Genomic DNA, 19,864 nt, shown 5'->3' with positions numbered 1-19,864 from the left:
CCTTCGGCGCTGGTGCGGCCGGCATCTTGGCGAGGTCGGCGGCGCTTTCGCCGTCGGCCAGGATGGTGGCGATCGGCGTGTTGACCGCGACGTCGGCGGTGCCTTCCGGAATCAGGATCTTGCCGAGCGTGCCCTCGTCGGTGGCCTCGACCTCCATCGTCGCCTTGTCGGTCTCGATCTCGGCGATGACGTCACCGGACTTGATGGTCTCGCCTTCCTTTTTCAGCCATTTGGCGAGGTTGCCCTTCTCCATGGTGGGCGACAGCGCAGGCATCAGCACTTGAATGGGCATATCGGCTCCCGAAATCGGTCTTGAGATTCTTCTGCGCGGTGGGATCAGCGGTAGATGTCGGTGTAGAGCTCCGACGCATCGGGCTCCGGATCGTGCTGCGCGAAGTCGGCGGCTTCGTTGACGATCTCGCGCACCTCGGCGTCGATCGCCTTGAGGTCCTGCTCGCTCACGCCTGATGCCAGCAAGCGGTTGCGCACCTGCTCGATCGGATCCTGGTCGTGGCGAACCTTTTCGACTTCCTCACGCGTCCGGTACTTCGCGGGATCGGACATCGAGTGACCGCGGTAACGATAGGTCTGCATCTCCAGGATGATCGGACCGTTGCCGCCTCGGCACCAGGCGGTGGCCTCATCGGCGGCAGCCTTCACCGCGCGCACGTCCATGCCGTCGACCTGCTTGCCGGGAATGTTGAAGGAGACGCCGCGCTTGGAGAAGTCCTGCTGGGCCGACGCGCGCGACACCGAGGTGCCCATCGCATACCGATTGTTCTCGATCACATAGATCACCGGCAGCTTCCACAGCTCGGCCATGTTGAAGCTCTCGTAGACCTGGCCCTGGTTGGCCGCGCCATCGCCGAAATAGGTCACGCTGACGTTATCGTTGCCGCGATAGCGATTGGCGAAGGCAAGGCCGGTGCCGAGCGACACCTGCGCGCCCACGATGCCGTGGCCGCCGTAGAAATGCTTCTCCTTGCTGAACATGTGCATGGAGCCGCCCTTGCCGCGGGAATATCCGCCGCGGCGGCCGGTCAGTTCCGCCATCACGCCCCGGGATTCCATGCCGCAGGCCAGCATATGGCCGTGGTCGCGGTAGCCGGTTATGACCTCGTCACCGAGCTTCAGCGCCATCTGCATGCCGACCACGACAGCTTCCTGGCCGATATAGAGATGGCAGAAACCGCCGATCGCACCCATGCCGTAGAGCTGGCCGGCCTTCTCCTCGAAGCGCCGGATCAGCAGCATGTCCCGCAGGGCCTTGAGCTCCTGCTCCCTGCTGAATTCGGGGGGAGAGCCCGCCTTCTCCTGCCCTGATTCCTTTGCGACGGTTTTCTTGGCTGTGGCCATGGCAATTCCGGGTGAGAGAAGTCGAAGAACCCTCTCTAACCCAACTCAAATCACCTTGGAAGGATTGCGTTCGCTCGACGGAATTTTGCTATGCCGCACTGCAGCGCGGCGCGACATTTTTGTGATACGGATCGATCGATTTTGAAATTTGAAGAACAGCAGCCAGTTATTTTCGGACATGCAGCTGTCCTAAAATAGCTGGCGGCGTCAGTTCGCCTTGTTGATCCGAACGAGATCACGCGGGTTTGCGTAGTCGAGCTGGAAGCGCGCGCGCTCGTCCAGCATATCGGGGTCGACCCGGTCCGAGCGCAGCAGCGACACCCGCTGCTCGCCCTCGGCCCGCTCCTTCTTCAAGCGCGCGAGCTCCGAGGTCAGCGCGATGATTTCCTGGTCGAGCTCCAGCCGCGCATTCAGGCCGTATTTGCCGGTGTAGGCGTTGACGCCGAAATAGCCGACCATCAGCGCCGCCAGCGTGTAGAGGGCGAGCCCGGTCAGAATCGATTTGAGCCGTGTGCGGGAAACCATGGCCGCGAAGATGCGGCCATGGAGTTAACGGACTGCTAAACCAGAGCGTTTTCGAGCGAAGTCGATGCCGGTTCGCATAGCAATCAAGTTTACGCAGATTGCGTAGACTTATCTGCGGTAGAAAACGCGTCAAAACGACATCAGCGGTTCTGCTTTTCGATGAAGGCCGAGAAAGCGTCGAGATACTGCTGCAGCACGCCCTTGAGCGACTCCTTGGTCAGCTCGCCCTTGTCGTCGAAGGCATCGCCGACGCCGTTGAGATAGGCTTCCGGCTGGCCGAGGATCGGGCCGGAGATACCCGGCAGGATGTTCTGCAGATGCTTCACAGCGCTGACGCCGCCGAGCGGTCCGGGCGAGTTGCCGATGATGCCGACCGGCTTGCCGATGAACGAGCTCTTGCCGTACGGCCGCGAGGCGACGTCGATAGCGTTCTTGAGCACGCCCGGGATTGAGCGGTTGTATTCGGGGGTCACGAACAGGACGCCGTTCGACTTCTGCAGCTTCTCGCGGAAGGCGAGCCAGTCCGCCGGCGGGGCCGCCTCGAGGTCCTGGTTGAAGAAGGAAATGCCCTCGAGGGTCGTCACATCGAGCTTCAGCGAGGCCGGGGCGAGCTTGGCCAGCGCATTGGCGATCTTGAGCGAGAAGCTCTGCTTGCGAATGCTGCCGACGACGGTGACGATGTTATAGGCCATTGCATATTCCCCTCGGGTTGCGCGTAACACTGCACTTCACCTACCGGCCCGCCGAGAAAGATGCAAGTGCATGGATCGTCCAATTCCGGAAACGCAGCGTTTGCGAATTTTGCACCAACGGCGCTGAGGCTGCGCCGCTCAAGCCCCGTCAGCTCGCCGCCGGAGAACGCCATTCCGCCCGAAAGCCGCGCCGGGCGCAACCGGCGGCAAATTGTCGACACGTTCCTCGAAAGATACTGTCGCGATTCCAGGCAAGCATCGCGCCAACCGAAGAGCGGCTGATGGCAGAGCGCAAGATACGGGTTGCAATCCTGTTCGGCGGACGATCGGCCGAACACGACGTCTCGCGGGCATCGGCCGCCAACGTGCTTCGCTCGCTCGACCCGAGCGTCACAAGCGCTCCAGGAAGCTGGCATTCGAGCGCGAATAGAGCGCTTTCGAGCGAAGTGGCCCCGCGGCTACGCGCCCTTGTTCGGGTTGATCAGGAATTTTTCTCCGGTCGCACGCTTGCCGTAGACGGCGATGTTGTCGAGCTGCAAGGTCTCCTGCAACGAGACCACCTTGGTGTAGTGGCTCGCGAAGGTCGTCTTCAACTCCGCCACCACGCGCTGGCGCAGCTTGTTGCCCGCCTCCGGACCGATCTTCATCAGGAACGGGAACAGCAGCCAGCCGCCGACGCCCCAGGCCATGCCGAAGCCGCGCGGCAGCTCGATCGAGCGGGTGTCGAGGCTGCCATAAATATAAACCTGCTTGTGCACATTCGAGCCGTACCGGCTATAGGCCTTGGCGGTCTTGTTGATCGCGGTCTCCATCGCGACCAGGATCTGACCCGCTAGCTTGCCGCCGCCGATCGCATCGAAGGCGATGGTCGCGCCGGTCTCGACCAGCGCGCCGGTGAGCTTGTCCATGAAATCGGGCGCCGAGGAATCGACGACATGCCTGGCGCCGATCTTGTGCAGGATGCCAGCCTGCTCCTCGTTGCGCACGATGTTGACGAGGCCGATGCCGTCCTTGAGGCAAATCTTGTTGAGCATCTGGCCGAGGTTGGATGCCGCCGCGGTGTGCACCAGCGCCTTGTGCCCCTCGCGTCGCATCGTCTCGGTCATGCCGAGCGCGGTGAGCGGGTTGACGAAGCAGGACGCGCCTTCCGCCGGGGTGATGCCCTCGGGCAGCGGCAGGCATTCACCGACCCGCAGCGTGCGGTATTGCGCATACATCGCACCGCCGATCATCGCGACCGTCCGCCCCATCAGCGCTTTCGCCGCGTCCGACGAACCGGTCCTGATCACGACGCCGGCACCTTCATTGCCGACCGGCATCGACTCGTCGAGCCGCGCGGCCATGCCGGCCAACGCCGCGTCCGGCACGCGCGCGGTCACGACAGGCAAGTCCTTGCTGCCGGAGACCTTTGCGGCCGACATGTCGGCCGGCCCGATCAGCAGACCGAGATCCGACGGATTGATCGGGGTCGCCTCGACCCGGACCACGACCTCATCGGGTCCGGGCTCGGGGGTCGGGACATTGACCAGCGACAATTCCAGCTCACCATTCTTCTTGAGCAGCGAACGCAGTTGCAGACCGCTCTTGCCGTCACTCATCCCGACCTCCCTTTTTTACGTTTTATTCAGTCCCGATCAGTTGGGGCGTTACGCTAGCGCCTTCAAGGCCGCCCTGCCGGCGTATTTCGCCTGCGTGCCGAGCTGCTGCTCGATGCGCAGCAGCTGGTTGTACTTGGCGGTGCGGTCGGAGCGCGCCAGCGAGCCAGTCTTGATCTGCCCGCAATTGGTGGCGACCGCGAGGTCGGCAATCGTGGAGTCCTCAGTCTCGCCGGAGCGATGCGACATCACGGCGGTGTAGCCGGCCTTGTAGGCCATCTCGATCGCCGCCAGCGTCTCGGTCAGCGTGCCGATCTGGTTGACCTTGACCAGGATCGAGTTGGCGCGGCCGTTCTTGATGCCATCGGCGAGCCGGGTGACGTTGGTGACGAACAGATCGTCGCCGACCAGCTGGCACTTCTTGCCGATCGCATCCGTCAGCTCCTTCCAGCCGTCCATGTCGTCCTCCGACATGCCGTCCTCGATGGTGACGATCGGATAGCGGCCGACGAGATCGGCGAGATACTTCACCTGCTCGGAACGCGAGCGGGTCTTGTTCTCGCCGCCGTAGACGTAGGAGCCTTCCTTGAAGAATTCGGTGGAGGCGCAGTCGAGGCCGAGCACGACGTCGTCGCCCGCCTTGTAGCCGGCTTTGCCGATCGCGTTCATGACGAACTCGAGCGCGGCATCGGCCGACGGCAGGTTCGGCGCGAAGCCGCCCTCGTCGCCGACATTGGTGTTGTGGCCGGCCTTCTTCAATTCGCCACGCAGCGTGTGGAAGATCTCCGAACCGCAACGCAGCGCCTCGGCGAACGAGGCGGCGCCGACCGGCAGGATCATGAATTCCTGGAAGTCGATCGGGTTGTCGGCATGCACGCCGCCATTGATGATGTTCATCATCGGCACCGGCAGCGTCCGCGCCGAGGTGCCGCCGACATAACGATAGAGCGGCATGTCGAACGATTCCGCTGCGGCCTTGGCGCAGGCCAGCGAGACGCCGAGGATGGCGTTGGCGCCCAGCCGGCTCTTGTTCGGCGTGCCGTCGAGATCAATCATGATCTGGTCGATCGCGACCTGCTCCTCGACGGCCTGATCGGCGAGCGCCTCGAAGATCTCGCCGTTGACGGCGGCAACCGCCTTCTCGACGCCCTTGCCGAGGTAGCGCGACTTGTCGCCATCACGCAGTTCCACCGCCTCATGGGCGCCGGTGGAGGCGCCCGACGGCACCGCCGCGCGACCGATCGACCCATCCTCCAGCACCACATCGACCTCGACCGTGGGGTTGCCACGGCTATCCAGGATTTCGCGGCCGATGATGTCGACGATGTCAGTCATGAGAACCTCTTATGGGCAGTGAGGGGGTCGGATGGCGGTGCTTCTACCGCAATGCATCGAGGGGGAAAAGGCCGCCTGACGGCCCGCGTTGCCGTACTTTGCATGGGGTTGTTTTGCGGGAAAACCGGTTTCCACTTTTCCGGATCATGCTCTATGAGACCCGAACGGAGACCCCAATGGCAAAGAAATCCAGCAAATCAACGACCTCCCCCGGCCTGCAACTCGGCCGTGCGGTGGAATGGCCCGACGCACCGGAAAAGGCGCAGCTCGACCGCGTGCCCAATCCGCAGGCTGGTACCGATTATCTGGTCCGCTTCACGGTGCCGGAATTCACCTCGATCTGCCCGGTGACGGGCCAACCGGATTTCGCGCATCTGGTGATCGACTATGTGCCGGGCCGCTGGCTGCTGGAATCCAAATCGCTGAAACTGTTCGCCGCGAGCTTCCGCAACCATGGCGCCTTCCATGAGGACTGCACGGTCATGATCGGCAAGCGGCTATCAGACGAGATCAAGCCGAAATGGCTGCGCATCGGCGGCTATTGGTACCCGCGCGGCGGCATCCCGATCGACGTGTTCTTCCAGACCGGAAGGCTGCCGAAGGGCATCTGGGTTCCTGATCAGGGCGTCGCGACGTATCGCGGGCGGGGTTAGCGGGACCGATGGAACGCCGCTATCTGAAAGCTAAGTACCGCCTTTGGGATGAATGCGACGAACTTCCAGCTCTTCCCAACGTGTCATGACTTTCTCGTTGAAGCGCCGCTGGTCAAACCTGACCTGACCGTCGTCCTGAATCAGGAAGATATCGTCCTGGGACGCGACCGCGTCCAGAAAGTGAGGCGATCGACTGTCAAGATTGACCTCCCCGCGGAATTCAGAATGACTATGCAACATCTCGAAAGAGGACATTGCAACGCAGTAGTTGTCGAAGGTCTCGAATTTTGAGAAGTCGGCAACAGAGCATTCATCCAAAGTCATCACGGGATAGAAATTAGGCCCCCACAGACCGCACGTTGGTTGGAGAATTCTGAGAACACCGAGTTGCTCCAGCACACCACCCGGCCACTCCCAGTTACTTGAGAATTCATGATGGAAGGCCTCGCGTAGCGTGCCATTTTCATCAGGGAGCGACTTGATTCTCCCGCGCTTTCGGTCGAGATCCATCTTCCGATAAACCTCGAACAGAAATTCGTACGCAAGCGCGGCCACTGACGCGTTTTGCATTCCTCGACCTCTCGATACCCGCGTCCCTGAAGAGGTGACGCCTATATTCATCAAATCATCACTACGGCTCCACGTCGGGCCGCGCGGCCGCGTCCGCCGGACGCGTCTGCTTCAGGAATCTCGCGCAGATAAATCCGAGCACCACCATCACGGCGGCGGCCGAGACCAACGTCGTCGTCTTGCCGGCGTGTTGAAGCCCAAAACCGTAGGCGATCGGGCCGACGGTCTGGCCCATGAAGAAGAAGAACGAGTGCAGCGACAGCGCGGTGGCGCGCGCCTCGACCGACAACTCGCTAGCGAACACCTGCAGGCAGCCGTGGATCATGTAGAAGCCGAGGCCCATCACCATGAGGCCCGCCATCTGCAGCTTCCAGTGCGGCCCGAAGGCGACGCCGACGAGCTGGATCGCGACCAACGTCGCGCCCACGATCATCATGCCCCTCACGCCGATCATCGGCAGTAGCCGCGCGACCGTCAGCGTGTAGAGCAATCCGCCGATCGCAAAGCCCGCGATCACGATGCCGGCGATCGACAGCGAGGTCTCGCCGAGCTCGAACAGGAACGAGGCGATGAAGGGAAACAGCCCGAGCACGCAGCAGCCTTCGACGAAGACCGCCGAATAGCAGATGCGCGCGTTCGGGTTGGTGAAGATGGTGCGATAGCCGTGGCGCAGCGCCTTCAGGCTGGTGCGCGGCGGACGGTTCAGCGCGGCGCCGCGGAAGCCGGCCGCAACCGCGACCGCGACGATGATGACAAGGCCGCCGAGCACCGCGAGCACACCACGCCAGCCGAGCAGATCGCCGATCAGGCCGGAGGCCGTCGCACCGAGCAAATTGCCGGTCATCGAGCCCGCCAGCGTTCGGCCGATCGCGAGCTGCCGCTTGTCCGGGCCGACGAGGTCGCTGGTCAGGGACAGCGCCACCGGAAACACCCCGCCCGAGCCGATGCCGGCGAGGATGCGCGTCACGAACAGCATCGGGAACGAAGTCGAGAGCGCGCCGAGGATGTTAGCAATACCGAGCAGTCCGAGGCAGATCGTCATCAGCCGCGCCTTGCCGAACAGATCGGCGGCGGCGCCGATCGCCGGCTGGACCGCGGCAAAGGTGAAGGCGAATACCGCGGCAAAGCTCGCCGCGGTCGCGATGCTGACGCCGAAATCCTCCGCGACATGCGGCAGCACCGGATCGAGCGCGCGCACCGACAGGCTCGCCGCGAAGGTCGCCAGCGTGATGACGTTGAGGGCCGGCGGCATGCCGCTGGTTGCGGTCATGTCGTGGTCCGTCGGTCAGGCTGCCGTCTTGGCCAGCGCGTCGAACTGCATCAGCCGCTTGACGAGAGATTCGAATTCACGGAGCGGCACCATGTTGGGGCCATCGGACGGCGCATGATCCGGATCGGGATGGGTCTCGATGAACACGCCGGCGACGCCGACCGCGACCGCAGCCCGCGCCAGCACCGGCACGAACTCGCGCTCGCCGCCCGACGAAGTGCCCTTGCCGCCCGGCTGCTGCACCGAATGGGTGGCGTCGAAGATCACAGGCGCGCCGGTGGTGCGCGAAAGGATCGGCAGCGCGCGCATGTCCGAGACCAGCGTATTGTAGCCGAACGACGCGCCACGCTCGGTGACCAGCACATTGGCGTTGCCGGCGCCGGTGATCTTGCTCACCACATTGGCCATGTCCCACGGCGCCAGAAACTGGCCCTTCTTGACGTTGACGGCCTTGCCGGTGGCGGCCGCGGCCAGCAGCAGATCGGTCTGCCGGCACAGGAAGGCCGGAATCTGGAGCACGTCGACGGCCTGCGCCGCCTCGGCGCACTGGTCAGGCTCGTGCACATCGGTCAGCACGGGCAGCCCGAGCGAAGAGCGGATCTCAGCGAAGATCGGCAGCGCCTGCTTCAGCCCGATGCCGCGCGCGGCCGACGCGCTGGTGCGGTTCGCCTTGTCGAACGAGGTCTTGTACACCAGACCGATCTTGAGCCGGTCCGCGATCTCCTTCAGCGCGGAAGCCACTTCAAGCGCGTGGGCGCGGCTCTCGAGCTGGCAGGGACCGGCGATGATCTGTAGCGGCAAGGCGTTGCCGAATTTGGCCGATCCGACGGCAACGATCGGCGCGGCTTGCGCGGAAACCTTATTGGTCAAAATGCTGCATCCTTTTGGCCTGCGACCATGCAATCCCGCGCGGGAGGGATCAAGCCATCCTGCACGATGAGGGGGTTGCGCTGACGCCGTGGGTGCGCCGTGCTATCACAATCCTGCCCCAACCGCCCCTATAGACTGCCGGGGAACAGATTCCCAATGAGGAACGACATGCGCTTTTCGCCTGTGATCATAGCCGTGGCCGCCCTGTCGGCGATGCCGGGCCTTGCCTTTGGCCAGACCAACAGCCAGCCCGGCGTCGTCACCAGCGGCGCTACCGGCGTCACCATCAACGGCAAGCCGGCCGCGCGCAGCGGCGACACCACCAGCAATGGCGGCCCCCTGGTCGAAGGCGTGCCCAATGTCCTGATCAACGGCAAGCCAGCGGTGGTCATGGGCGACCGTACGCATTGCGGCGGCAAGACCACCTCCGGCGCCCATGGCGTCTTCATCAACGGCAAGCCGATGGTCCGCGAAGGCGATCAGACCTCGGGCTGCGCGCAATAGGTCACACATTCCCCCATCCTAGCTGTGACGCTTTGCACCGCGTCATTGCGAGGAGCGATAGCGACGAAGCAATCCATCTCTCCACTTGCGGAGCTATGGATTGCTTCGCTTCGCTCGCAATGACGGTTCCTAGCCTGACGCAGCGTCACTTGACCGACGAAAATGCGGTTGGCACCAGGAGCTGGTTTTCGATGGTGAGAACGATCTGGCCGTCCTCCTCGGTCTTGGCACGCGCGGCGATCCATTCCGGATCGGTCGTGAATGCAGTCCATTTCTTGTCGCGCTCGGCAAGCGATTCCCAGGCCAGCAGATAGGTCAGGTCCTGGTTGGATTCGCCGACCAGCGTCGTGAAGAAGCCGGCCTGCTTGATGCCGTGCTTGTCCCAGAGCTTCAGCGTGATGGTCTCGAAGCGCTTCAGCAGCGCCGGCAGCCGGCCCGGCAGGCAGCGATAGACGCGGGTCTCGTAGATCATTGTCGGTCCTTCCCGGATTTTGCTTGGCGTGCCGTTATAGCCAGCGGGTTCCGGACTGTCTTGAGGGGGCGCCGACATGGCACCCCTGCTCGCGGCAGGCGGCCATTTCCGCAATGTTGTTGCAATGTTACTTGCCCTACAACCGGCTGTTCGGGATCTGGACCCAAAGCACATGCGGATACTGCTGGTTGAAGACGAGCCGGAGATGGCGGCGGCGCTGTCGCAGGCGCTGAAGGGCTACGACATGGTCGTCGACCATGTGCCGAGCCTTGCCGAGGCCGAGGAAGCGATCTCCGCCGATGTCCATGGCGCGGTCCTGCTCGACCGCCAGCTTCCCGACGGCGACGGCCTCACGCTGATCCCGAAACTGCGCGCCAAGGCGGACGGCGTTCCGATCATCGTGCTGACCGCGCGCGGCGACCTCGCCGACCGCATCACCGGTCTCGACAGCGGCGCCGACGACTATCTGGCCAAGCCGTTCGCGGTCGAGGAGCTGCTGGCGCGGCTGCGCGCCGTGCTGCGCCGCCCCGCAGGCATGCAGCTCGACATCATCAAGGCCGGCCGCATGGCGTTCGATTGCAGCCATCGCGAGGCCAGCATCGATGGCCGCCCGCTCGAGCTCCCGCGGCGCGAACTCCTGGTGCTGGAGACGCTGCTGCGCCGCATGGGCCGCACGGTGCTGCGCGCGACGCTCGAAGACGCCGTCTACAATTTCGAGGACGAGATCCAGTCGAACGCGCTCGACGCCCACGTCTCGCGGCTCAGGCGCAAGCTTGCCGAGTCGGACGCCGGCATCGAGATCCACAGCATCCGCGGCGTCGGTTACCTGCTGAAGCAGGTGTCATGAGCGAACAGGCCGATCACTACTGCCTGCGGTCGCAACTGAGCTGGCGCCTGGTCGCGTTGCAGGCGGTGTTGCTGACGGGACTCGTGCTCACTGTGCTTGGCGCGCTGTGGGCTTCCGGTTTCCTGCTGGTCAACCGGGATGAGGAACGCGTCATCGACGTCGTGCAATCGGCCATCATGCGCAACGCGCAAGGCGAACTCGCGTTGCGTCCGACCGACGATCTCAACAAGCTACGCGCCGAGATTCCCGATCTCTGGTTCGCCGTGCGGGACCGCGAGGGGCACACGCTCTCCGAAGGCGAGGTGCCGCCCGATTTCGCGCGGATCGGCAATGCCCTCGATCATATCAGCCAGGCTCGGCTCGGCTATCAGATGCTGGAGGACAGCCCAGGCAAGCCGGCGGCGCGGCTGAAGCGCGTCAACAGCGACGCCGGCAACGTCCAGATCATGACCGCGACGCAGGGCCGGATGACCGGAACCAAGGCGCTGCTGGTGATGACGCTGACGTGCCTGGGCAGCACCCTGCCCGGCCTGTTGCTGATGGCATGCGCCACCTTCATCGCGACGCCGATGGTGGTGCGGCGCGCCTTCGCCGGCATCGACTCCGCGGCCGACGAGGCGCGCCGGATCGACTTCCGCCAGCGCGGCAGCCGGCTGTCGGCCGACCACCTGCCGCTTGAAGTCGCCCCACTCGTGACCGCCGTCAATGACGCGCTGAAGCGGCTCGACGACGGCTACTCGCGCCATCAACGCTTCGTTGCCGACGCTGCGCACGAACTGCGCACGCCGATCGCGATCCTCAACACGCGGCTGGAGTCGCTGCCGCCGGGGCCCGAGAAAACCCGCCTGCTCGAGGATTCCGCCCGGCTTGCGACGTTGGCCGAGCAGCTGCTCGACATCCAGCGCTTCGACCAGTGCCGCAATCCGTTTGGACGGGTCGATCTGGTCGCGGTCGCGCGCACCGTCGCCGCCGACCTCGCGCCGCTGGCGATCGCGGCCGGCTACGAATTGTCGCTCGATGCCGCAACGGATCGGGTCGAAACATCAGGCGACCGCGCCGCGCTGGAGCGCGCGCTGACCAATCTGGTGCAGAACGCCATCCAGCATGGCGGCCGCCGCGGCACCATCACGATCCATGTCGGCAGCGCCGCGACGATCGACGTGACGGATGAAGGCGACGGCATTCCCAAGGACCAGCGCACGCGGATCTTCGATCCGTTCTACCGGCTCGCGCCGCTCGACCGCGGCGCCGGCCTCGGGCTCAACATGGTGCGCGAGATCGCAAGGCTACATGGCGGTCACGTCTCCGTGCTCGACGGACCGAAGGGCGGCGCGTGCTTCCGTCTCACATTGCCGCCGGCGCCCTGTGTCTCGTGATGCGATCGCGTTTCGAGCGAAGCGGGCAACGGTGCGCGTGAAGAAAACGCATCACGACTAGAATCTACCTCTTCGTTCCGATTCAATCGGAGCGGGACTCCAGCAACATCGCGCAATGTTGTCGCAATGCAGACCCCGCAAAGAAGAGATCGCGCTACGCAATCGAGTCGGGGCGCGACGACACTTTGCTGGGAATCCCAATGTCACATGACCTCCTGTCTTTCTTCACGGCGTGGATGGCGGCCCCCGGCCGCGTCGGCGCCATCGCGCCGTCGGGCGCTGCGCTCGCCGAGCTGATCACGCGCGATATCACCGCCAACACCGGTCCGGTGCTCGAGCTCGGCCCCGGCACCGGCGCCTTCACCTATCAGCTGTTGAAGCGCGGCGTGCGGCAGCAGGATCTCACGCTGATCGAGTACGGTTCGGATTTCATGCGGCTGTTGCAGCTGCGTTTTCCAGGCGCGCGCGTGCTGTGGATGGACGCCGCGCGGCTGGCCTCGGAACGGCTTTACGACGGCGCGCCGGTCGGCGCTGTCGTCAGCGGACTGCCGCTGCTCAACATGTCGCCGCGCAAGGTCATATCGATCGTGAGCGGCGCATTCAGCTACATGCGTCCCGGCGGCGCGTTCTATCAATTCACCTACGGCATGCGCTGCCCGGTGCGGCGGCCGATCCTCGACCGGCTCGGGCTGCGCGCCACGCTGGTCGATCGCGCCATCCTCAACGTGCCGCCCGCCGCGGTCTACCGGCTGACGCGACGCCCGCAACACAAGCTGATGACGCGCGACGTCACGCCGGCGGCCGGTTCGAACGTTTCACCGATCAAGAAAGAACGCCGGGCCAGCGAGGACTGTGCCGCCGTGTAGCGGCACGGTCGACGGCCGCGTTACATCAGCCGGCTCTGCTTCGCCGCGGCCTCGATGAACGAAGCGAACAGCGGATGCGGCTCGAAGGGCCGCGACTTCAGTTCGGGATGGAACTGGACGCCGATGAACCAGGGGTGGTCCTCATACTCGACGATTTCCGGCAGCACCCCGTCGGGCGACATGCCGGAGAAGCGCAGACCGTGCTGCTCGAGGCGATCCTTGTAGGCGGTGTTGACCTCGTAGCGATGGCGATGCCGCTCGGAGATCTCGGTCGCGCCGCCATAGACCTGGGAGACGCGGCTGCCGCGGTTGAGCGCCGCGGGATAGGCGCCGAGCCGCATGGTGCCGCCGAGGTCGCCGCTCTGCGAACGCTTCTCGAGCTCGTTGCCGCGCAGCCATTCGGTCATCAGGCCGACCAGTGGCTCCTTGGTCGGGCCGAACTCGGTCGAGTTGGCCTCCTCGATGCCGACCAGATTGCGCGCCGCCTCGATCACGGCCATCTGCATGCCGAAGCAGATGCCGAAATACGGCACGTCGCGCTCACGCGCGAACTGCGCCGCGCGGATCTTGCCCTCGGCGCCACGCTGGCCGAAGCCGCCGGGCACCAGGATGCCGTTGACGTGCTCCAGGAACGGCGCCGGGTCCTCGTTCTCGAACACCTCGCTCTCGATCCAGTCGAGATTGACCTTCACCTTGTTGGCGATGCCGCCATGGGAGAGCGCCTCGATCAGCGATTTGTAGGCGTCCTTCATGCCGGTATATTTGCCGACGATCGCGATCGTCACCGCGCCTTCCGGATTACGGACGCGCTCGTTGATGACGTTCCAGCTCTGCAGCGCCGGCGGAATCTTTGCGGTGATGCCGAACGCAGCCAGCACCTCGTCGTCGAGGCCGGCGGCGTGATAGGCCTCCGGCACGGCGTAGATGTTGTCGACGTCGCGCGCCTCGATCACGGCGCTCTCGCGCACGTTACAGAACAGGCCGAGCTTGCGCCGCTCTTCCTTGGGGATTTCGCGGTCGGTGCGGCACAGCAGGATATCCGGCTGAATGCCGATCGAGCGCAGCTCCTTCACCGAATGCTGCGTCGGTTTTGTCTTGAGTTCGCCGGCACTTGGAATGTACGGCAGAAGTGTCAGGTGAATGTAGACGGCATGGTCGCGCGGCAGCTCGTTCTTGAGCTGGCGGATCGCCTCGAAGAACGGCAGGCCCTCGATGTCGCCGACGGTGCCGCCGATCTCGACCAGCACGAAATCGTAGTCATCGTTACCCGACAGCACGAATTCCTTGATCGCGTTGGTGACGTGCGGGACCACCTGGATCGTCGCGCCGAGATAATCGCCGCGGCGTTCCTTGGTGATGATGTCCTGGTAGATGCGCCCGGTCGTGATGTTGTCGGCCTTGGTGGCCGGACGACCGGTGAAACGCTCGTAATGGCCGAGATCGAGATCGGTCTCGGCGCCGTCGTCGGTCACGAACACTTCGCCGTGCTGGTACGGCGACATCGTTCCGGGATCGAGGTTGAGATAGGGATCGAGCTTGCGAAGGCGGACCTTGTAGCCCCTAGCCTGCAGCAAAGCGCCGAGCGCCGCTGAAGCCAGACCCTTGCCGAGCGAGGAGACCACGCCGCCGGTGATGAATATGTACCGCGCCATGGGACTTTACCTTTAAGCCGACTCCACCGATTCGCAAAACGAATCGGCTGTTCCCGGCAAACAATTCGCCGGGCTGTGGGTTACGTTAAACTGAGAGCGATTTCAGAGCATTAATGGGGGTTTTGGATGCAGGATGCCAGCGCGGCATCCTGCATGGCCACCCTGCTTTATTGCGACCGTGGCGCCTGCGGACCGCTCGGGGCCTGCTGGCCCTGCTGCTCGTCGGTCTTCTTCAGCGAATCGAGGACGCCGCCGGATGTCGGAGGCGTCAGCGGGGTACCGCCGGCCGGCTGGGTCTGCTGCGCCGGCGCGCCGGTGCCGATGATCGAACTCGGCTTACGGTCGTAGCCCGCGTACCAGGACAGGAACAGGCTGGTGAGGAAGAATCCGACCGCGAGGATCGCCGTGGTCCGGGTCAGCAGATTCGCCGTGCCGCGGCTCGACATGAAGCCGGCGCCACCGCCCATACCGAGGCCGCCGCCTTCGGATTTCTGCAGCAGCACCGCGCCGATCATGACGCTGACGATCATGAGGTGAATAATGATAACGACAGTCTGCATCGCAAGCCTTCCGTCACAAGCCGCCAAGCGGCCAGACAAACGGCGCTATCGGCTTTGCGGGTTTCGTGAAAGTCGCGCCCTGTTACACGATTGCACCGGGCATTGTCACCCCCGAGATAGTCGCAGCGCGCATGATGGCAAGCGGCCGGCATCACCACCGCCAGGGCCCTTGAACGACGCCGTGACTTTCTACTAAAGTAGACAAATGGATATTTTAGTAGACGAGCTCACCCAACGCCTGGCGCAGCGGATTCGGCTGGAACGCGACCAACGCGGCTGGTCGCTCGCAGATCTCGCCAAAACGTCCGACGTCTCCAAGGCCACCATCAGCAAGATCGAGCGCGCCGAGGTCAGCCCCACCGCGGCCGTGCTGGTGCGCATTGCCTCAGCCTTCGATCTCACCTTGGCCGGGCTGATGCTGCGCGTCGAGGGGCCGAACGAGCGGGTGTCACGCACCGCCAGGCAGCCGGTCTGGCGCGATCCCGAAACCGGCTATCTGCGCCGCCAGGTGTTCAGCAGCCCAGATCATCCGGTCGAGTTGGTGCGGGTCGAGCTGCCGCCAAAGCAGACGGTGACGCTGCCCGCCTCTTCCTACGCCCATATCCGCCAACTGGTCTGGGTCCTGAGCGGCAGCCTCGTCATCACCGAAGGCAGTGCGCGCCATGAACTCGCCGCCGGCGATTGCCTCGGCTTCGGTCCGCCGGCGGAAACGACCTTCGCCAACGAGAGCAATACCGCCTGCATCTACGTCGTGACGCTGGCGCGGAGCTGAATGCATGTCGCACTTTGTCATCAAGCCGCTCGTGGATGCGCCTGAGATCCGCAGCGCGCTCAGCGAACTCCTGATTGAGACCGTCGCCGGCGGCGGCTCCGTGAGCTTCATGCATCCGCTGGCGCTGGATGACGCCGAGGCGTTCTGGCAGGACTCGCTGGGCGCCGCAGCCCGCGGTGAGCGAATCGTGCTCGGCGCGTTCGACGGCGACAATCTGATCAGCACCGTGACGCTGCTGCTCAAGCTGCCGCCGAACCAGCCGCATCGCGCGGAGATCGCCAAGATGATGACGCGCCTCAGCCACCGCCATCGCGGCGTCGCGACTTCGTTGCTGCGCGCTGCCGAGGCGCTTGCGATCGCGCGCGGACGCACGTTGCTGGTGCTCGACACCGCCGTCGACGACGGTGCTGCCCCACTTTATGAGCGATCAGGCTTTCAGCTCAGCGGCATCATCCCGGATTACGCGCTGAAGCCGCATGGCGGCCTCACCGGGACGATGATCTATTGGAAGCGGATCGGCGCGGCGGCAGCCGCCTGATTCTGCGGCCGAACAGAGAAGTAGATGGCAACCGGCTCCGCAACACTGCCAATCCGTCACCCTGAGGAGCGCGCAGCACGTCTCGAAGGGTCGACGGCCACCAGCCGGGCCGTGCATCCTTCGAGGCTCGCTGCGCTCGCGGCTCAGGATGACGGTGTGAGAGCTCGCTACGAAATGGGCAGCGCTAGCAGCCCGCGGCGATCGCGAGAAAGTCCGAGGCCTTCAGGCTGGCGCCGCCGACCAGCGCGCCGTTGACATTGGCGACCGCCATCAGCTCGGCCGCGTTCGACGGCTTGACCGAGCCGCCATACAGGATCCTGACCTTGTTTCCCTCGGCCTTGAAGCGATCAGTGAGCTGACCTCGGATAAACCGATGAACTTCCTCGACATCCTTGGCTGTCGGGGTCAGGCCGGTGCCGATCGCCCAGACCGGCTCATAGGCCACCACCAGATTGGCTGCGGTCGAGCCGTCGGGCAGCGAGCCTTTGAGCTGGGTGCCGCAGACATCGAGCGTCTTGCCGGCATCGCGCTGCTCGCGCGTCTCGCCGATGCAGACGATCGCGGTCAATCCGGCACGCCAGACGGCCTCCGCCTTCTGCCGAATCAACGCGTCGGTCTCTCCGTGATCGGCGCGCCGCTCGGAGTGGCCAACGATGATGGCGACCGCACCAAGGTCTTTGAACATCTCCGCCGAGAGGTCGCCGGTGTGGGCACCCGATGCCTTCGGGTGGCAGTCCTGGGCGCCGACGGCGACCTTCGAGCCGCGTGCCTTGTCGGCAAAGGCCCCGACCAAGGTCGCCGGCGGACAGACCAGGAGATCGGCCTTGGCGGCGACGTCGCCGGCGCCCGCCAGCATCGCGTCGAACTCGGCAAAAGAGGATTTCAGGCCGTTCATTTTCCAGTTGCCGGCGATCAGCGGCCGGATGGCGTCGGTCATGTCGGATTTCCCATCTTCTAAGCGTCGCCATGCGCTACCAGAGGCCGGCGATGACTTCCAGAGCGCGGCTCAGCCCGCTGCGCGGCGCTTTACCGCTCCGATCCGTCCCCTCACCCATGGTTGCGGGGGGGCTTCCGCCACTTTATAAGCGTTTTCAATTCGGTGACGCCCTGCTGCCGGACAAAAAGTCCCGACTTTTGGTCCCATTTGGGCACGACCCGGTTCCCCTCCTGTAAAACAAGTTGGACCCATGCTTCGAGGAATGCGGAAAGCCTCATCAAACTGGCTCGGCAAGACGATTATGGCCGTGGTGATGGGCGTTTTGATCGTCAGTTTCGGAATTTGGGGCATTGCCGACATCTTCAAGGGGTTTGGCCAGTCGACCTTCGCCAAGGTCGGCGGGACCGAGATTTCGGCCGAGCAGTTCCGCCAGATCTACACCGACCGGTTGCAGCAGCTCGGCCGCCAGTTCGGCCGCCCGCTGACCCCGGATCAGCGCGCGCCTTCGGGATTGACCGCCAGGTGCTGCAGCAGACGCTCGCGGAGGCCGCACTCGACGAGGAGGCGCGCCGCATGGGCCTCAACCAGTCCGACGCCGAGGTGCTGCGCACGATCTACAACGATCCGAACTTCAAGGGCCTCAACGGCCAGTTCGACCCGCAGCGCTTCCAGTCAGTGATCCGCAACTTCGGCTACACCGAAGGCCGCTACATCGCCGAGCAGCGCCGCGTTGGCCTGCGGCGGCAGATCGCCGGCACCGTCTCCTCCGGGATCGAGCCGACCAAATCGATGGTCGAGGCGCTGACCCGCTTCCAGAACGAGCAGCGCTCGATCGAGTTCGTCACACTCGGCGCCGCGCAGGCCGGCACCATCGATCCGCCCTCGCCGGAGGCGCTCGCCGCCTATTTCGAGGACCACAAGGTTCAATTCCGCGCGCCCGAATACCGCAAGATCGCCTACGTCGCGATCACGCCCGGGGAAATCGGCAAGTGGGAAACGGTGTCGGATGAGGATGCCAGGAAGCTGTTCGAAGAACGCAAGGACCGGCTCAGCACGCCGGAAAAGCGTGAGGTGTCGCAGATCGTATTCCCGGACGCCGGTGAGGCGCAGGCTGCCCGCGCCCGCATCGCGTCGGGCACCTCGTTCGACGACATCGCCAAGGAGCGCAAGCTCAATCCGGCCGACGTCAATCTTGGTCTGGTCGCAAAGTCGGCGATCCTCGATCCGGCGGTCGGCGATGCCGCCTTCGCGCTCCCCACAGGCGAAGTCAGCCAGCCGGTCCAGGGCCGCTTCGGCATCGCGCTGGTCAAGGTCGGCAAGATCGAGCCCGGCGTGACCCCGACCTATGAGAGCCTCGCCCAGCAGGTGAAGAACGAGATCGCATCCGAGCGCGCCCGCACCAGGGTCGCCGAACTGCGCGACAAGATGGAAGACGAGCGCGGCGGCGGCTCTAGCGTCATCGATGCGGCGCAGAAGCTGAAACTGACCGCCGTCACCATCGACGCGGTCGACCGCTCGGGGCGCCTGCCGAACGGCCAGGTCGCGTCCAACGTTCCGCAAGGCCTCGACGTGGTGTCGCAGGCCTTCAACAGCGACGTCGGTGTCGACAACGACCCGATCCAGTTCAACAACGGCTACGTCTGGTACGACGTGCTCGGCATCACGCCGTCGCGCGAGCGCACCCTCGATGAGGTCCGCGACCAGGTCGAGGCCAAATGGCGCGAGGACCAGGTCTCCGCCAAGCTGCGCGCCAAGGCGACCGAGATCGTGCAGAAGCTCGACGGCGGTGCCAAGCTCGCCGACGAGGCCACCGCGGCCGGCGTCAAGGTCGAGACCGCGGCGAACTTCCGCCGCGAGGCAACCCTGCCGAACGTGCCGGCCGGCGTGATCGCAGCCGCCTTCCGCACCGCCAAGGACAGCGACGGACAGACGTCCGTGGCCGGCGGCAGCCAGTGGGTTGTGTTCCGCGTCACCGACGTGACGGTGCCCCCGGTCGACTTCGCCTCCAACGAGGTCAAGCAGCTCACCGAGGCGCTGCGGCGCTCGTTGAGCGACGAGCAGGTCGCGCAGTATGTCTCGAAGATCGAGTCCGACATCGGCGTGACCGTCAACCAGGCAGCCTTCGCACAGGTGACAGGCGCAAATAATTGAGCATGATCCCGATGCAAACGCTTTCCGCGTTTGTCGCGCTCCAACAACAGACCTGAGCCAGCGAATGGACGACCTCAAATCGATCATCGGAAAAGTCGCCACCGGCGCCACGCTGACGCGTGAAGAAGCGGCGTCTGCCTTCGACAGCATGATGTCGGGCGATGCCACGCCCTCGCAGATGGGCGGGCTGTTGATGGCGCTGCGGGTACGCGGCGAGACCGTCGAGGAGATCACCGGCGCGGTGAGCGCGATGCGCGGCAAGATGCTGCCGGTCGTGGCGCCGGCGGAGGCCGTCGACATCGTCGGCACCGGCGGCGACGGCT

Annotated in this window: 21 protein-coding genes and 3 pseudogenes; 10 read left to right on the top strand and 14 right to left on the bottom strand. The window is 64.6% G+C overall.

All coding sequences use genetic code 11. The features are described from left to right. From H8A92_RS32525 to H8A92_RS32510, 5 genes are all read right to left on the bottom strand, one after another. Positions 1-292: biotin/lipoyl-containing protein (locus H8A92_RS32525; protein ID WP_338026675.1), on the bottom strand; the 292-nt coding region annotated here is incomplete at its 3' end. Positions 293-336: 44 nt separating this feature from the next. Then, positions 337-1,356, bottom strand: a complete 1,020-nt coding sequence (gene pdhA / locus H8A92_RS32520; protein WP_229199492.1) for a pyruvate dehydrogenase (acetyl-transferring) E1 component subunit alpha — start codon at positions 1,354-1,356, stop codon at positions 337-339. Between the two features lie 45 nt (positions 1,357-1,401). Next, positions 1,402-1,536 (bottom strand): hypothetical protein, encoded by a 135-nt coding sequence (locus H8A92_RS40885; RefSeq protein ID WP_274613527.1) that lies wholly within the window; start codon positions 1,534-1,536, stop codon positions 1,402-1,404. 27 nt (positions 1,537-1,563) lie between these two features. Further along, positions 1,564-1,881, bottom strand: a complete 318-nt coding sequence (locus H8A92_RS32515; RefSeq protein ID WP_229199491.1) for an FtsB family cell division protein — start codon at positions 1,879-1,881, stop codon at positions 1,564-1,566. A 140-nt stretch (positions 1,882-2,021) separates the two neighbouring features. Continuing rightward, positions 2,022-2,573, bottom strand: a complete 552-nt coding sequence (locus tag H8A92_RS32510) for an NADPH-dependent FMN reductase (RefSeq protein ID WP_163150372.1) — start codon at positions 2,571-2,573, stop codon at positions 2,022-2,024. A 281-nt stretch (positions 2,574-2,854) separates the two neighbouring features. Between H8A92_RS32510 and H8A92_RS41250 the strand changes: the two are divergent. Continuing rightward, positions 2,855-2,962, top strand: a pseudogene (locus H8A92_RS41250) (D-alanine--D-alanine ligase A); the annotation flags it as partial. Positions 2,963-3,031: 69 nt separating this feature from the next. Here the strand turns inward: H8A92_RS41250 and H8A92_RS32505 are convergent. Together H8A92_RS32505 and eno are read right to left on the bottom strand one after the other, a co-directional pair. Beyond that, a complete protein-coding gene (locus H8A92_RS32505) occupies positions 3,032-4,171 on the bottom strand; it encodes a zinc-binding dehydrogenase (protein ID WP_229199490.1) in 1,140 nt (379 codons plus the stop codon). A 48-nt stretch (positions 4,172-4,219) separates the two neighbouring features. Next, positions 4,220-5,503: a phosphopyruvate hydratase gene (gene eno / locus H8A92_RS32500; RefSeq protein WP_229199489.1), complete on the bottom strand. Its 1,284-nt coding sequence runs from the start codon at positions 5,501-5,503 to the stop codon at positions 4,220-4,222. A gap of 176 nt (positions 5,504-5,679) precedes the next feature. Here eno and queF point away from each other — a divergent pair, with 176 nt between their 5' ends. After that, a complete protein-coding gene (gene queF, locus H8A92_RS32495; protein ID WP_229199488.1) occupies positions 5,680-6,156 on the top strand; it encodes a preQ(1) synthase in 477 nt (158 codons plus the stop codon). A gap of 30 nt (positions 6,157-6,186) precedes the next feature. On the opposite strand, the gene H8A92_RS32490 is transcribed toward queF, so the two are convergent. The 3 genes from H8A92_RS32490 to kdsA form a co-directional block, all read right to left on the bottom strand. Further along, positions 6,187-6,726: a hypothetical protein gene (locus H8A92_RS32490; RefSeq protein ID WP_229199487.1), complete on the bottom strand. Its 540-nt coding sequence runs from the start codon at positions 6,724-6,726 to the stop codon at positions 6,187-6,189. Positions 6,727-6,787: 61 nt separating this feature from the next. Continuing rightward, positions 6,788-7,996 (bottom strand): MFS transporter, encoded by a 1,209-nt coding sequence (locus H8A92_RS32485; protein WP_229199486.1) that lies wholly within the window; start codon positions 7,994-7,996, stop codon positions 6,788-6,790. A 15-nt stretch (positions 7,997-8,011) separates the two neighbouring features. Continuing rightward, positions 8,012-8,869 (bottom strand): 3-deoxy-8-phosphooctulonate synthase, encoded by an 858-nt coding sequence (gene kdsA, locus H8A92_RS32480; protein ID WP_420831399.1) that lies wholly within the window; start codon positions 8,867-8,869, stop codon positions 8,012-8,014. 165 nt (positions 8,870-9,034) lie between these two features. Here kdsA and H8A92_RS32475 point away from each other — a divergent pair, with 165 nt between their 5' ends. After that, positions 9,035-9,370 carry a PAAR domain-containing protein gene (locus tag H8A92_RS32475; RefSeq protein ID WP_229199484.1) on the top strand — a complete coding sequence of 112 codons (336 nt, stop codon included), beginning with the start codon at positions 9,035-9,037 and terminating at the stop codon, positions 9,368-9,370. A gap of 145 nt (positions 9,371-9,515) precedes the next feature. Here H8A92_RS32475 and H8A92_RS32470 read toward each other — a convergent pair whose 3' ends face one another. Then, positions 9,516-9,842 carry an NIPSNAP family protein gene (locus H8A92_RS32470; protein WP_229199483.1) on the bottom strand — a complete coding sequence of 109 codons (327 nt, stop codon included), beginning with the start codon at positions 9,840-9,842 and terminating at the stop codon, positions 9,516-9,518. Positions 9,843-10,014: 172 nt separating this feature from the next. On the opposite strand from H8A92_RS32470, the gene H8A92_RS32465 reads away from it, so the two are divergent. The 3 genes from H8A92_RS32465 (at position 10,015) to H8A92_RS32455 (ending at position 12,931) form a co-directional block, all read left to right on the top strand. Then, complete coding sequence (locus H8A92_RS32465) at positions 10,015-10,689, top strand: response regulator transcription factor (RefSeq protein ID WP_229199482.1); 675 nt, start codon at positions 10,015-10,017, stop codon at positions 10,687-10,689. Then, on the top strand, positions 10,686-12,065 hold the full coding sequence (locus tag H8A92_RS32460; protein WP_229199481.1) for a sensor histidine kinase: 1,380 nt from the start codon (positions 10,686-10,688) through the stop codon (positions 12,063-12,065). Before H8A92_RS32465 ends, H8A92_RS32460 begins: the two co-directional genes overlap by 4 nt. Before the next feature lie 200 nt (positions 12,066-12,265). Continuing rightward, positions 12,266-12,931 carry a class I SAM-dependent methyltransferase gene (locus H8A92_RS32455; protein WP_229199480.1) on the top strand — a complete coding sequence of 222 codons (666 nt, stop codon included), beginning with the start codon at positions 12,266-12,268 and terminating at the stop codon, positions 12,929-12,931. A gap of 20 nt (positions 12,932-12,951) precedes the next feature. Here the strand turns inward: H8A92_RS32455 and H8A92_RS32450 are convergent, their stop codons facing one another. Both H8A92_RS32450 and secG read right to left on the bottom strand, forming a co-directional pair. Next, a complete protein-coding gene (locus H8A92_RS32450; RefSeq protein WP_092114569.1) occupies positions 12,952-14,583 on the bottom strand; it encodes a CTP synthase in 1,632 nt (543 codons plus the stop codon). Between the two features lie 167 nt (positions 14,584-14,750). Next, a complete protein-coding gene (gene secG / locus H8A92_RS32445; protein ID WP_229199479.1) occupies positions 14,751-15,143 on the bottom strand; it encodes a preprotein translocase subunit SecG in 393 nt (130 codons plus the stop codon). A gap of 205 nt (positions 15,144-15,348) precedes the next feature. On the opposite strand from secG, the gene H8A92_RS32440 reads away from it, so the two are divergent. After that, a complete protein-coding gene (locus tag H8A92_RS32440; protein ID WP_229199478.1) occupies positions 15,349-15,915 on the top strand; it encodes a helix-turn-helix domain-containing protein in 567 nt (188 codons plus the stop codon). 4 nt (positions 15,916-15,919) lie between these two features. Continuing rightward, positions 15,920-16,453 carry a GNAT family N-acetyltransferase gene (locus H8A92_RS32435; protein WP_229199477.1) on the top strand — a complete coding sequence of 178 codons (534 nt, stop codon included), beginning with the start codon at positions 15,920-15,922 and terminating at the stop codon, positions 16,451-16,453. Positions 16,454-16,637: 184 nt separating this feature from the next. On the opposite strand, the gene tpiA is transcribed toward H8A92_RS32435, so the two are convergent. After that, a complete protein-coding gene (gene tpiA, locus H8A92_RS32430; protein WP_229199476.1) occupies positions 16,638-17,390 on the bottom strand; it encodes a triose-phosphate isomerase in 753 nt (250 codons plus the stop codon). Positions 17,391-17,640: 250 nt separating this feature from the next. On the opposite strand from tpiA, the pseudogene H8A92_RS32425 reads away from it, so the two are divergent. Together H8A92_RS32425 and H8A92_RS32420 are read left to right on the top strand one after the other, a co-directional pair. Continuing rightward, positions 17,641-19,541, top strand: a pseudogene (locus tag H8A92_RS32425) (peptidylprolyl isomerase). Between the two features lie 64 nt (positions 19,542-19,605). Next, positions 19,606-19,864: pseudogene (locus H8A92_RS32420) on the top strand (anthranilate phosphoribosyltransferase); the annotation flags it as partial.

Origin of the sequence: Bradyrhizobium acaciae, from assembly GCF_020889785.1 — a bacterium.
In the GTDB taxonomy this organism is placed as follows: Bacteria; Pseudomonadota; Alphaproteobacteria; order Rhizobiales; family Xanthobacteraceae; genus Bradyrhizobium; species Bradyrhizobium acaciae.
This window is presented reverse-complemented; position numbering and strand designations above follow the sequence as displayed.

Excerpts from the sequence above, each read along its gene's own strand:
- pdhA (WP_229199492.1), bottom strand. The coding sequence starts at position 1,356 with ATGGCCACAGCCAAGAAAACCGTCGCAAAGGAATCAGGGCAGGAGAAG.
- H8A92_RS40885 (WP_274613527.1), bottom strand. The coding sequence starts at position 1,536 with ATGTCCGAAAATAACTGGCTGCTGTTCTTCAAATTTCAAAATCGATCG.
- H8A92_RS32515 (WP_229199491.1), bottom strand. The coding sequence starts at position 1,881 with ATGGTTTCCCGCACACGGCTCAAATCGATTCTGACCGGGCTCGCCCTC.
- H8A92_RS32510 (WP_163150372.1), bottom strand. The coding sequence starts at position 2,573 with ATGGCCTATAACATCGTCACCGTCGTCGGCAGCATTCGCAAGCAGAGC.
- H8A92_RS32505 (WP_229199490.1), bottom strand. The coding sequence starts at position 4,171 with ATGAGTGACGGCAAGAGCGGTCTGCAACTGCGTTCGCTGCTCAAGAAG.
- eno (WP_229199489.1), bottom strand. The coding sequence starts at position 5,503 with ATGACTGACATCGTCGACATCATCGGCCGCGAAATCCTGGATAGCCGT.
- queF (WP_229199488.1), top strand. The coding sequence starts at position 5,680 with ATGGCAAAGAAATCCAGCAAATCAACGACCTCCCCCGGCCTGCAACTC.
- H8A92_RS32490 (WP_229199487.1), bottom strand. The coding sequence starts at position 6,726 with ATGCAAAACGCGTCAGTGGCCGCGCTTGCGTACGAATTTCTGTTCGAG.
- H8A92_RS32485 (WP_229199486.1), bottom strand. The coding sequence starts at position 7,996 with ATGACCGCAACCAGCGGCATGCCGCCGGCCCTCAACGTCATCACGCTG.
- H8A92_RS32475 (WP_229199484.1), top strand. The coding sequence starts at position 9,035 with ATGCGCTTTTCGCCTGTGATCATAGCCGTGGCCGCCCTGTCGGCGATG.
- H8A92_RS32470 (WP_229199483.1), bottom strand. The coding sequence starts at position 9,842 with ATGATCTACGAGACCCGCGTCTATCGCTGCCTGCCGGGCCGGCTGCCG.
- H8A92_RS32465 (WP_229199482.1), top strand. The coding sequence starts at position 10,015 with ATGCGGATACTGCTGGTTGAAGACGAGCCGGAGATGGCGGCGGCGCTG.
- H8A92_RS32460 (WP_229199481.1), top strand. The coding sequence starts at position 10,686 with ATGAGCGAACAGGCCGATCACTACTGCCTGCGGTCGCAACTGAGCTGG.
- H8A92_RS32455 (WP_229199480.1), top strand. The coding sequence starts at position 12,266 with ATGTCACATGACCTCCTGTCTTTCTTCACGGCGTGGATGGCGGCCCCC.
- H8A92_RS32450 (WP_092114569.1), bottom strand. The coding sequence starts at position 14,583 with ATGGCGCGGTACATATTCATCACCGGCGGCGTGGTCTCCTCGCTCGGC.
- secG (WP_229199479.1), bottom strand. The coding sequence starts at position 15,143 with ATGCAGACTGTCGTTATCATTATTCACCTCATGATCGTCAGCGTCATG.
- H8A92_RS32440 (WP_229199478.1), top strand. The coding sequence starts at position 15,349 with ATGGATATTTTAGTAGACGAGCTCACCCAACGCCTGGCGCAGCGGATT.
- H8A92_RS32435 (WP_229199477.1), top strand. The coding sequence starts at position 15,920 with ATGTCGCACTTTGTCATCAAGCCGCTCGTGGATGCGCCTGAGATCCGC.
- tpiA (WP_229199476.1), bottom strand. The coding sequence starts at position 17,390 with ATGACCGACGCCATCCGGCCGCTGATCGCCGGCAACTGGAAAATGAAC.